This window comes from Streptomyces sp. NRRL S-495, from assembly GCF_000966955.1.
Lineage (GTDB): Bacteria > Actinomycetota > Actinomycetes > Streptomycetales > Streptomycetaceae > Kitasatospora > Kitasatospora purpeofusca.
This window is the reverse complement of sequence record NZ_JZWY01000364.1, coordinates 1-12012: the sequence shown is the minus strand read 5'-3', so window position 1 is coordinate 12012 and position 12012 is coordinate 1. Positions and strand designations below refer to the sequence as shown.

Below are 12012 nucleotides of genomic sequence, written 5' to 3'. Positions count from 1 at the left end.
GCGGCGGCCACCCACTTCACCAAGAGCCTCGGCCTGGAGGTCGCCCGCTACGGGATCCGCTGCAACGTGGTCGCGCCCGGCTCCACCGACACCCCGATGCTCAGCGCGATGTGGGCCGACGGCGTGGACGGCCGGGCCGCCACCGTCGCCGGGGTGCCGTCGGCCTTCAAGGTCGGCATCCCGCTCGGCAAGCTGGCCCGGCCCGAGGACGTCGCGTACGCCGTCGCCTTCCTGCTGTCCGACGAGGCGGGCCACATCACCCTGCACGACCTCACGGTGGACGGGGGTGCCGGGCTCGGTGCGTGACGCGACCCCTTCCCCGCTGGACCGGGTGCTGGCCGCCCGGCCGCCCGCGTTCGCGCTGCTGCACCGGCCCGAGGCCACCGGCCCGGGGGTGGTCGAGCTGCTGCTCGGCGAGGTGTCGGCGCCGGCCACGCTGGCGGACCTGCCGCTGGCCGAACTGCCGTCCGACCCCTCCCGGTCCGACCTCCCGCCGTCCGACCTCTCGGGATCCGGCGGCGAGCAGCACGAGCTGCTCGTCCTGGTCCCCTACCGGCAGATCGCCGAGCGCGGCTTCGAGGCGCCGGACGACGGCACCCCGCTGCTCGCGCTGACCGTCGCCGAGCAGTCGGAGCTGCCGCTCGCCGAGCTGCTCGACCGCCTCCCCGACGGCCCGGTCGACCTGACCGGCGGCGCCTTCGACATCGGCGACGAGGAGTACGCGCAGACCGTCCGCCGGGTGCTCGCCGAGGAGATCGGGGAGGGCACGGGCGCCAACTTCGTGCTCAGGCGCTCCTTCGTCGCCGCCGTCGGCGGGAACACCACCACCGCCGCGCTCACCCTGTTCCGCCGACTGCTCCAGCGGGAGACCGGCGCCTACTGGACCTTCCTGGTGCACACCGGGGAACGGACCCTGGTCGGCGCCACGCCCGAGCGGCACATCAGCGTGCACGGCGGGCGGGCGGTGATGAACCCGATCAGCGGCACCTACCGCTACCCGGAGCAGGGCCCGGAGCTGGACGGGCTGCTGGAGTTCCTGGCGGACCGCAAGGAGACCGACGAGCTCTGCATGGTGCTCGACGAGGAGCTCAAGATGATGGCCCGGATCTGCCCGGGCGGCGGCCGGGTGGTCGGCCCGTACCTCAAGGAGATGGCCCGGCTCGCGCACACCGAGTACTTCATCGAGGGCCGGACCCACCGGGACCCGCGCGAGGTGCTGCGCGAGACGCTGTTCGCGCCCACGGTCACCGGCAGCCCGCTGGAGTCCGCCGCCCGGGTGATCGCCAAGTACGAGCCCGGGGGCCGGGGTTACTACAGCGGAGTGGCCGCGCTGATCGGCCGGGACGCGGTCGGCGGGCGTTCCCTGGACTCCGGGATCCTGATCCGCACCGCCGACATCGACCCGGCCACCGGCCGGCTGGGGATCGGGGTGGGGGCGACCCTGGTGCGGCACTCGGACCCGCGCTCCGAGGTGGCCGAGACGGGCGCCAAGGCGGCCGGGCTGCTCGCCGCCGGCGGGGCCGGGCCGGCCGGGCCGTTCACCCCGGCGGACGGCCGCCGGGGCGGGTTCGCCGCACACCCCGAGGTGCGGGCGGCGCTGGCCGGGCGCAACCAGGACCTGTCCGGCTTCTGGCTCGCCGAGGTGTCCGGGCGGGCCCGTCCGCGCCCCGAACTGGCCGGCCTGCGGGTGCTGGTGGTGGACGCCGAGGACACCTTCACCGCGATGATCGGCCACCAGCTTCGGGCGCTCGGCCTGGAGGTCGGGGTGCGCCGGTTCGACGAGCCGTACTCGCGCGAGGGGGCCGACCTGGTGGTGCTCGGGCCCGGGCCCGGCGACCCGCGCGACACCTCCCATCCGAAGATCGCCCATCTCCGTACAGCGGCCCGGGAGTTGCTGGCCGCGCGACGGCCGTTCCTGGCGGTCTGCCTGAGCCACCAGGTGCTCTCCGCCGAGCTGGGCCTGCCGCTGGTCCGCCGGGCGGTGCCCAACCAGGGGGTGCAGCGCGCGGTCGACCTGTTCGGCGCCACCGAGCGGGTCGGCTTCTACAACACCTTCGCCGCGGTGTGGGACGCCTGCCCGGGCGGGCCAGCGGAGTTCGAGGCCCCCGGCGGCGGCGCGGTCCGGGTGGCCGGGGACGCCGCGACCGGCGAGGTGCACGCGCTGCGCGGGCCGGGCTTCGCCTCGGTGCAGTTCCACGCCGAGTCGGTGCTGACCCTCGGCGGCGTCCGGATCACCGGTGATCTGATCGCTCACGCGCTCGGATTGCCGGACCCCGTTCGAATAGCGCCCGAGGCTCCCGAATTCCCCTGACGGGTTGTACACGTCCCACAACCGTTCCATCCGAAAAAGCATTACCGGAGCCGGAAAAGCTCGACCGAACGACCGAACGACCGGATCACCGGATCACCGATCACCGGAACACCGACCAGAGGAGATCACCGTGCTGGACGACGCCATGGTGGACGCGTACCTCGCCCGGATCGGCGCCGAACGGCCCGAGCGGGCCGACCTCGCCGCGCTCACCCACCTCCAGGAACGGCAGGTGCTGTCCGTGCCGTTCGAGAACCTCGGCTACCACCTCGACGAGCCCATCCACATGGACGAGCAGGTCCTCGACAAGATCGTCCGGCAGCGCCGGGGCGGCGGCTGCTACGAGGTCAACCCGGCCCTCTCGTTCCTGCTCACCGCCCTCGGCTACCAGGTGGAGATCCTCCCCGGCCGGGTCCACCGCCCCGGCGGCACCCTCGGCGCGGCCCTGTGCCACCTCGCCCTGCGGGTCACCGTCGACGGCGAGCAGTGGCTGGTCGACACCGGCTTCGGCCGCAACAGCCGGCACCCGCTGCGGCTGGCCTCGCGCGAGGTCCAGCAGGACCCGGACGGCGAGTACCGGCTGGCCGACGTCGAGGGCGGCGGCTTCGACGTGTTCCTCAACGGCAAGCCGCTGTACCGGCTGGAGGACCGCCCGGTGCGGATCGAGGACTTCCGCCCGACCCTCTGGTGGTACCGCACCGCGCCCGAATCCCCGTTCCTGCAGGACGTGTTCTGCTCGCTGCGGACCGAGGACGGCCGGATCACCCTCAAGGGCAACCAGCTCTCCACGGTGGCCGGCGGCGAGCGCGGCAGCCAGGAGTTCGGCACCGACGCCGCCGTCCTGGAGGCGTACAAGACCTACTTCGGGTTCAGCCTCGACCGGCTGCCCGACCAGCCGTCCGGCGGGGTCACCGCCGCCGTCCAGACGGGATGAGCCCCGCCATGACCACCACCGGACCCGGCCCGGACGCCGGCCTCCCGCCCACCGACCCGGCCCAGCTGCCCCTGGTCTTCGCCGCGGCCTTCAACGCCGGCGACGCGCAGGCCGTGGAGCGGCTCTTCGAGCCCGGCGCGGTCTTCGTCAACGCGCCCGGCGAGGTGGTGACCGGCGACGAGCGGCGCGCCGCCACCGGCCGGTTCCTCGCCTTCGGCCTGCCGATCCGGATCGAGGTCCGGCAGTGCTACGTGGCCGGCGACCTCGCGCTGCTGATCGGGGACTACCTGATCGAGGGCGAGGGCCCGGACGGTCCGCTCCGCGACGAGGGCACGGCCACCGACGTCGCCCGGCGCGGCACGGACGGCCGCTGGCGCTACGCGATCGACAACCCGCCCGGCACCGCCCGCTGACCCGAGGAAGGACCGCTGTGCCTGCTGCAGCCAACCCCGCCGCCGATCCGCTGCTGGACCTGCCGTTCGACGCCGTGCCGGACCCCGACGAGTACCTGCGCGCCGCGATGCGCTGGCACTTCTCGCCGGAGACCGGCTCGCCGTTCTGGCTGGCCCGGGCCGCGGGCCTCGGCTTCGACCCGCTCACCGAGGTCCGCACCCACGCCGACCTCGCCAAGTTCCCCAACCTCGCCGGCGAGCTGCGCACCGCCCGGGTCGAGGACCTGATCCCGCGCGGCTACGGCGACCGCCCCGAGGTGGTCGGCGTCTACGAGAGCGGCGGCACCACCGGCGCGCCCAAGCGGATCGTGCTGCTGCGCGACTGGCTGGACCGGCTGCTCGGCTGGTCCAGCGCCCAGCTCGACGGCCACGGCGTGCCGCAGGGCGTCAACTGGCTGGTGGTCGCCCCCACCGGCCCGCACATGGTCGGCGACGTGATCAAGGCCCAGACCGCCTACCGCGGCGGCCTGTCCTTCACCGTCGACCTCGACCCGCGCTGGGTGAAGCGGCTGATCTCCGACGGTAAGGGCGCCGAGGCCGGCGCGTACGCCGAGCACATCGTCGACCAGGTCGCGTACCTGCTGGAGACCCAGGACATCGGCGTGCTGATGTGCACCCCGCCGGTGCTGGAGCGGATCGCCCGCCGGGACGGCCTGGCCAAGCTGGTCGGCGAGAAGATCCGGGCGATCAACTGGGTCGGCACCCAGATGGACCCGGACACCCGCCACCTCTACCGCACCGAGGTCTTCCCGAACGCCGTGCTCTACAGCGGCTACGGCTCGACCATGATCCTCGGCAACGCCAGTGAGCGGCACGGACTGACCGACGACGACCCCTGCGTCTACGACCCCTACTCGCCGTACATGAGCTTCGGCGTGATCGACCCGGAGACCGGGCGGACGGTGGAGTACGGCGAGCGCGGGCAGGTGGTCATGCACCACGTGTCCAAGAGCCTGCTGATGCCCAACAACCTGGAGCGCGACCACGGCACCCGGATCGCCGCGCTGCCCGGGCACCTCGGCGACGCGGTGGCGGACATCGCCCCGGTCCAGGAGTTCGACAACGAGACCGTGATCGAGGGGGTGTACTGATGACGCAGCCCGAACAGCAGCCCGAACAGCAGCCCGCACAGCCCGCGCAGCAGCCCGCCCTGCTCCAGTTGGACGCGCTCGGCCCCGGCGAGCCGTTCCGGGCCCGGCGCCGCACCGAGGTGGCCGAGGTCACCGGCGCGCCGTTCGCCGAACTCAGCCTCGTCCCCAAGTTGTTCGTCACCCGGGCGATGCGCGCCCTGCACGCGGCCGAGTCGCTGCCGGCCGAGGAGCGCTTCGCCGCGCTGGCCCGGGCCGGCCGGATCTTCACCTCGGAGACCATCGACGGCCTGGACTTCCCGTCCTACGAGCGCGCCGTCGCCCGGGTCTCCGGGGTGCCGATCACGGTCGTCCGGGACGCCACCCGGGCCATCGCCGACTCGGCCGAGAAGGCCGGCTGGTCCGCCTACCGGGCCCGGCCGGCCGGCGCGGTCAGTGACTGGCGGGACGGCGCCACCCTCGACGGCAGCGCCGTCTGGACCAGGCGCGGCGAGGTCTTCGCCGTCCACGCGGCCGGCAACCACCCCGGCCCGCACGGGCTCTGGCTGGAGGCGCTGGCACTCGGCTACCGGGTCGCCGTCCGCCCCTCCCGCCGCGAGCCGCTGACCCCGCACCGGCTGGTCACCGCGCTGCGGCTGGCGGGCTTCGCCGCCGACCAGGTGATGCTGCTGCCCACCGACCACGAGGCCGCGGACGAGATCCTGGCCGGCGCCGACCTGGGCATGGTCTACGGCGGCGACGAGGTGGTCCGCAAGTACGCGGGCAGCACCGTGCTGCCGCAGGGCCCCGGCCGGTCCAAGATCCTGGTCACCCGGGACACCGACTGGCGCGAGCACCTGGACACCATCGTCGACTCGATCGCCCACCAGGGCGGCGTGGCCTGCATCAACGCCACCGCCGTCCTGGTCGAGGGCGACCCGGCCCCGCTGGCCCGGGCGATCGCGGAGCGGCTGGCCGGGATCCCGAGCCTGCCGCCGGAGGACGAGAAGGCGGTGCTCTCGGTCCAGCCGGTGGCCGAGGCCCGGGCGATCGAGGCCTATCTGCTGCGCCGGGCGGCCGGCACCAGGGCCTGGCTCGGCGGGGACGGCGTGGTGGCCGAACTCGGCGACGGCAGCGCGGTGCTGCGCCCGGCCGTGCACCAGCTGGACCGGCCGGACGCCGAGCAGACCGGTGTCGAACTCGCCTTCCCCTGCGTCTGGGTGGCGCCGTGGACACCGGAGGCGGGGGTGGCGCCGCTGCGGAACTCGCTGGTGCTGACCGCGCTCACCGGGGACGACGCGCTGTTCGACCGGCTGCTCCGGGAGCCGAGCATCAGCAACGTCTACCGGGGCGACCATCCGACGTACTGGATCCGGCCCGGGGTGCCGCACGACGGCTACCTGGGGGAGTTCCTGATGCGGACCAAGACCGTCATCCGGGGCTGAACCGGGCGGGGACCTCGTGGGCCGGTGCCCGCGAGGTCCCCGCGCCGTTCTCCCTGCCGGCCGCTCAGTGGCCGCTCAGTCGCGCAGCGCCCGGTCCACCAGGGCGCCGGCCATGCCGGTGTACCCGGCCGGGTCGCACAGCTCCGCGATCTCCGCGGAGGTGAAGTGCCCCTCCAGTCCGCCCTGTTCGGCCAGCACCTCGGCCAGCGGCCGGCCCTCCCGGTCGGCGGTCAGCGAGGCCTCGGTGAGCAGCTGCCGGGCCACCGCCTTGCCGAGCTTCGGCGCCAGCCGGGCGGCGATCCGCTCGGAGACCAGCTGTCCGCCGGTGAGCCCCAGATTGGCCCGCATCCGCTCCGGCCGGACCAGCAGCCCCTCGGCCAGCTCCACCGAGGTGTGCGCGGCGCCGCCGGCCAGCCGCAGGCACTCGCGCAGCAGCAGCCACTCGGCGTGCCAGGCGCCGCCCGAGCGCTCGTCCTCGGTGACCAGGCACTGGGTCAGTCCGGCCGCGAGCACCGGGACCTGGAGGGCGGCGCTGCGCAGCAGGGTGGCCAGCACCGGGTTGCGCTTGTGCGGCATCGCGGAGGAGGCGCCGCGTCCGGCCACCGCCGGTTCGACCACCTCGCCGACCTCGGTGCGGGTCAGTGACTGCACGTCCACCGCGATCTTGCCGAGCGCGCCGGCGGTGAAGGCGAGCGCGGCGGCCAGGTCGGCCATCGGGGTGCGCAGCGCGTGCCAGGGCAGCACCGGCCGGGCGAGTCCGGTCTCGGCGGCGAAGGCGTCCAGCAGCCGGTCCAGGTAGGCGCCGGCGTCCACCTCCGGGTCCGGGCCGTCCAGCCGGGCGTACTCCAGGTAGCCGGCCAGGGTGCCGGCGGCGCCGCCCAGCGCGACCGGCAGCCCGTCCGCGAGGACGGCGGCGAGCCGGCGGTCGGCGTCCAGCACCAGTCGGCGCCAGCCGGCCGCCTTGAGGCCGAAGGTGGTGGGCACCGCGTGCAGGGCGAGGGTGCGCCCGGCCAGCACGGTGTCCCGGTGCTCGGCGGCCAGGCCGGCGAGCGCGTGGGCGGTGCGGCCGAGGTCGGCGCGGATCAGGGCCAGCGCCCGGGCGGCGACCAGCATGGCGCCGGTGTCCAGGATGTCCTGGCTGGTCGAGCCGCGGTGCACGTACTCGGCGGCGGCCGGGTCCTCGGCGGCGACCGCCAGGGTCAGCGCCTGGACCAGGCCGACCACCGGATTGGCGGTCTCCCGGCAGGCCAGGGCCAGCTCCCGGACGTCGAACCGCTCGGCCCGGGCGGCCCGGGTGATCGCGGCGGCCGCGGCGGGCGGCACCGTGCCCAGACCGGCCTGGGCGCGGGCCAGTGCCGCTTCGGCGTCCAGCATGGCCTGGAGCCAGGCGCGGTCGGTCACGGCCGCCTCGACCGGGGTGCCGGCCCGGACGGGGGAGAGCAGTCCGGTGTCGGGCTCCGCCGGGGCCGGCGGGCTGGGGTGTGCGGTCATACGACGACGCCTCTCGGTTCGGACTCGGCTGACCCGGCGGACTCTACGGAGCCGGTGGACACCCTCGACCCGGTGGATGCCACGGAGCCGGCCGAGGCCGGGCCGGGGGCGGCAGCCGGGTCGGGGGCGGCGGTCGGCCACTCGGGGGCCGGGGAGAGCGCCAGCACCGCCCGGGCGATGGCGTCGGAGTCGCCGAGGGTCACCGAGTCGACGCCGGGCCGGATGCCCGCCGCGGTGACCCAGTGCACCGACTCGGTCGGCACCCCGTACGCGAAGCGGCGCGGGTGCGCCCGGCCGCGGCCGTCCAGCAGCCGGTAGGGCCGCTCGGTGACGGCGAGGCCGCCGGTCGGATAGCCCGTCCCGGCGGGGCCGGGGATCCGGTAGGCGGCGCACTGCTCGGTGTCCAGCAGGTGCCGCAGCAGCGGGTCGTCGGTGCGCCGCAGGTCGGGTTCCGGCAGCCGGGCCTCGACCAGGACCGAGGCCCGGACCGGCGGGCCCGGTACGGCGGTCGAGTGCGCGGCGAAGGCCGGGTCGACGGGGTCGATCCGGATCTCGGTGCCGGGGCCGAGGAGTTCCACCACCCCGGCCTCGATCAGCGCGATCAGCTGCTCGATCCGCTCCACCGGCGGTCCGATGGAGAGGAAGGCGTTCAGCGGGGTGTACCAGCCGTCGAGGTCGTCCCGGTAGGAGTCGCCCGCGATGCCGCTGTGGTCGACCGCCATCCGGATCTCGTTGCGCAGGTCGCGCAGCACGTCCAGGGCGGCCTTGAGCGGGCCGCTGAGGTTCCCGGCCCTGGCCTCGGCGACGTCGTGGCGCAGGTGGTCGAGCAGCCAGTCGCGGAAGTCCGCGCGGTCGGTGAACTCCCGTCCGGCGTAGGGGCGGGAGAGCCGGTCCCAGCTCCAGCGGTCGGCCTCGGGGATGCCGTGGTCGTCGAGGACGGCGGCCGGGTCGTCGGCGGTCAGGAAGCGGTCGGTGAACGCCTCGCGCTCGGCGCCGCGGGCCCGGGCGGTGAGCAGCGCGCCGTAGTAGACGGCCTCCACCTCGCGGGAGACCAGCGGCCAGAGGTCGGTGGCGAACCGCACCGGCCCGCCCCGGCGGGTGCGTTCCCGCAGCTCGGCGACCACCTCGGCGGTGAGCAGCCGGGGCAGGTGGCGGCCGTACGCGCCCTTCTCGTTCTCGCCGCGCGCGTGGTACGGGATGCCGCGCCGCGAGGTGGCGTACAGCCGGGGCTCGGCGCCGGAGGGCCGGTACACCAGGCCGCCGTCCGCCGGCTCGAACCGGCCGCCCCGGCCGAGGGTGAACAGCGCCATGTGGTCGAAGAAGTTGAGGCCGAGGCCGCGCAGCAGCACGGTCTGGCCCGGGCGCGCGGTGACATGGACGTCGGCGGGGTTGGCGGGGGTGATGTAGTCGAGGTGGTGGATCCTGGCCAGGCTGGCGGTGCGGGCCTCGCGCGGGGTGGGCCGGGCGGGGAGGTGGCCCTGGGCGAGCACGATGGCGTCCAGCCGGTTCAGCCGGGTGCCGTCCTCCAGCCGGACGCCCTGCGGGCCGCCGGGGAAGCCGTGCGCGTCGGCCATCGCGACCGCCCGGGAGCGGTGCACCCGGACGGTCACGGTCGGCGGGGCGGCGGCGACCACGGCCCGGAAGGCGGCGTGCAGGTAGTGGCCGTAGAAGGCGCGGGTCGGGTAGGTGTTCGGCCCGAGGGCGGCGGCCTCGGCCAGGGCCGCCCCGTCGGGGCCGTCCGGCTGCCGGCCGGTGCCGCCCGGTTCGTGCGCGGGCGGCTCGTGGCGGCCCGGTTCGTGCCCGTCCCGGCCCGCCGCCTGCCCCGCCGGCCGGCCCGCCGGCCGGTCGGGACTGCCCTCGGAGGCAAGCGACTTCGCCCATTCGTACAGGCTGGGGCCGGGTTCGACGGGTCCGTCGATCCGGACGCTGTCGTCGGTGTACACGGTGATCTGGGAGGCCACCGTGTTCATCAGGAGGTGTCGGGACTGGTCGGTGCGCCAGACCCGGCCCGCGCCGGGGGGTGCCGGGTCCACCACGTGCACGGTGACGGTGGCCCCGGAGGGGCTGGACCGTTCGTTCGCGCAGAGTCGTTCCAGCACCGATAGACCGCGAGGACCCGCGCCGATGACGCAGATCTGGAGGTGACTGTCGATCATGCCCACGGCTCGAAATCGTAGTTGTGATCATCCGATGATGAAAAGGTCTTGACGCCGTGCATCCAGGCAACCCGCTCGTGCAACTCACCCTCGGAGAGCGCTCCGAGCAGCCGGTTCCTGACCCGCGCCGCCTCGCCCGCGGGGTGCCAGAGCCGGATCGATTCCCGCGCGGCACGCTGCACCGCCGCCGTACGAGCCTGCCGTTCGGAGGCGAACCTGGCAAGGGTGTCCGCGAGTTCAGTGGTCTCGACCATCAACTCGCCCAGCAGCACGGCATCCTCCAGCGCCTGGCAGGCCCCCTGCGCCGCGTAGTGCAGCATCGGATGCGCGGCGTCGCCGAGCAGCACCACCCGGCCGTCCGTCCACCGCCGCACCGGGTCCCGGTCCACCAGCACCCAGGAGCGCCAGCCCTCGCCGAGCGCCAGCAGCCGCCGGGCGTTCGGCGCGGTCAGACCGGCCAGCTGCTCCCCGACCAGCTCCTCGTCCACCGCCACCCCGGCGAGCGCCTCGGTGGCGCCGTTGTCCCGGGAGGCGGCCAGGTTGAGGAACGCCCCGCCGGCGATCGGGTAGTGGACGAAATGGCAGTGCGGGCCGGTCCACCAGGTCACCGAGGTGGGCAGCCGCAGCTCCTCGGGGACCAGCTCCATCGGGACCACCGCCCGGTAGACGGTGATCCCGGAGATCCGCGGCTCGCCGTCGCCGACCAGCTGGGCGCGGACCGCCGAATGGATGCCGTCCGCCCCGACCAGCACGTCGCCGCGCACCGAGCCGCCGTCCGCCAGCAGCGCGGTGGCGCCCCCGGCGTCCTGCCGGTAGCCGGTGACGGCGGTCGCGGCGCGCAGCTCGATCCGCGGCTCCGCCCGGCAGGCGCGCAGCAGCAGCCCGTGCAGCTCGGCCCGGTGCACCACCACGTACGGGTTGCCGAACCGCTGCCGGTACCGCTCGGTGAGGGTCAGGCTGGTGACGTGCTCGCCGGTGACGCCGTCCATGAAGCGCAGTTCGGCCATGTGCACCCCGGCCGCCCGGACGGCGTCGCCGAGGCCCAGCCGCTCCAGCGCGAGGATGCCGTTCGGCGCGATCTGGATGCCCGCCCCGATCTCGGCGAACTCCGGCGCCCGCTCCAGGACCACCGCCCGGTGGCCGGCCCGGGCGAGGGCCAGCGCGGCGGCCAGCCCGCCGATCCCGCCGCCGGCCACCAGGACGGTGGCCGGGCCGTCGTGGCGCGCCGTCACCGGACCGGCCCGTCGTCCTCGGCGGCCGCCAGCCGGCGGGCCAGTTCCAGCCGCTTGATCTTGGTGGTGGCGGTGGCCGGGAGCTCGCCCAGCCGCCACTGCACCGGATCGGCCATCGGCGGCAGGCCCGCCGCGGCGGCCCGCCAGGCGGCCGGTTCCACCGGCAGGTCGTCCTTGGTGCAGATCACCGGCACCGCCCGGCCGTCCGCGCCGGGGACGATCACCACCTCGGCGAGCTGCGGGAGGCGGGCGAACAGCGCGTCCTCGGCGGCCAGGGTGGAGCCGAAGCCCTCGATCAGGTCGACCTCGCGGTCCAGCAGGTGCACACAGCCCCAGCGGGTGCGGTAGCCGACGTCGCCCATCCGCCACCAGCCGTCCTCGACCTGCTGGTCGTACCGGGCCTGCTCGCCGAGGTAGGTGACGATCCGGCCGTCACTGCGGACCTCGATGTACCCGGGGTTGTCCGCCGACGGGGGCCGGCCGTCGCGGCTCACCACCCGGACGTCGGTGAAGCCGGGGAAGGGCATGCCCACGCAGCGGCCGTCCGCGTCCGCGCCGCGCCGCCGGGAGAACGAGCGCACCACCGCCGGGCCGACCTCGCTCTGCCCGTACAGCTGGCCGAAGACCGGCGCGGTGCGGGCGGAGGCGGCGAGCATGGTCCGCACGGTGCGGGGGTGGATCGCGTCGAAGGTCGAGGAGAACAGCTTGACGTTGGCCAGCGGGCGGCGCGGGTCCTCGGCGAGTTCCTCCCACTCCATGAAGGAGTTGGGGTGGGCCTCCAGGATCCCGGGGCGCAGCCGGGCGAACAGCTCGGCCACGTGCCCGGCCTCCGAGTGGGCCAGCACCAGGATCGGGAAGCCGCGGAACAGCGAGATCGCCAGCGCGGTGATCAGCCGGGAGTGGACGAAGGAGACATGGATGGTG

General features: G+C 75.1%; 10 protein-coding genes. 6 read left to right on the top strand and 4 right to left on the bottom strand.

From position 1 onward, the window contains the following. The 6 genes from VR45_RS19090 to VR45_RS19065 form a co-directional block, all read left to right on the top strand. On the top strand, positions 1–306 hold a 306-nt coding region (locus tag VR45_RS19090), incomplete at its 5' end, for an SDR family oxidoreductase (protein WP_045941003.1). Next, complete coding sequence (locus VR45_RS19085; RefSeq protein ID WP_199925969.1) at positions 299–2311, top strand: anthranilate synthase family protein; 2013 nt, start codon at positions 299–301, stop codon at positions 2309–2311. The genes VR45_RS19090 and VR45_RS19085, both read left to right, overlap by 8 nt. A gap of 130 nt (positions 2312–2441) precedes the next feature. Beyond that, positions 2442–3245, top strand: coding sequence for an arylamine N-acetyltransferase (locus VR45_RS19080; protein ID WP_052709204.1), 804 nt, complete (start codon positions 2442–2444; stop codon positions 3243–3245). Between the two features lie 8 nt (positions 3246–3253). Beyond that, entirely contained in the window at positions 3254–3658 is a 405-nt protein-coding gene (locus tag VR45_RS19075; RefSeq protein ID WP_045941002.1) for a DUF4440 domain-containing protein, read from the top strand. Between the two features lie 17 nt (positions 3659–3675). Further along, positions 3676–4788: an AMP-binding protein gene (locus VR45_RS19070; protein WP_045941001.1), complete on the top strand. Its 1113-nt coding sequence runs from the start codon at positions 3676–3678 to the stop codon at positions 4786–4788. Further along, positions 4788–6209, top strand: coding sequence for an aldehyde dehydrogenase family protein (locus tag VR45_RS19065; RefSeq protein ID WP_045941000.1), 1422 nt, complete (start codon positions 4788–4790; stop codon positions 6207–6209). Before VR45_RS19070 ends, VR45_RS19065 begins: the two co-directional genes overlap by 1 nt. 75 nt (positions 6210–6284) lie before the next feature. Here the strand turns inward: VR45_RS19065 and VR45_RS19060 are convergent, their stop codons facing one another. The 4 genes from VR45_RS19060 to VR45_RS19045 form a co-directional block, all read right to left on the bottom strand. After that, entirely contained in the window at positions 6285–7700 is a 1416-nt protein-coding gene (locus VR45_RS19060) for a lyase family protein (protein ID WP_045940999.1), read from the bottom strand. Continuing rightward, positions 7697–9856 carry an FAD/NAD(P)-binding protein gene (locus VR45_RS19055; RefSeq protein ID WP_107084218.1) on the bottom strand — a complete coding sequence of 720 codons (2160 nt, stop codon included), beginning with the start codon at positions 9854–9856 and terminating at the stop codon, positions 7697–7699. Before VR45_RS19055 ends, VR45_RS19060 begins: the two co-directional genes overlap by 4 nt. Beyond that, complete coding sequence (locus tag VR45_RS19050) at positions 9853–11088, bottom strand: FAD-dependent monooxygenase (RefSeq protein WP_045940998.1); 1236 nt, start codon at positions 11086–11088, stop codon at positions 9853–9855. The genes VR45_RS19055 and VR45_RS19050 overlap by 4 nt, the downstream gene beginning before the upstream one ends. Next, the coding region (locus VR45_RS19045; RefSeq protein ID WP_045940997.1) for an AMP-binding protein at positions 11085–12012 on the bottom strand (928 nt) is incomplete at its 5' end. The genes VR45_RS19050 and VR45_RS19045, both read right to left, overlap by 4 nt.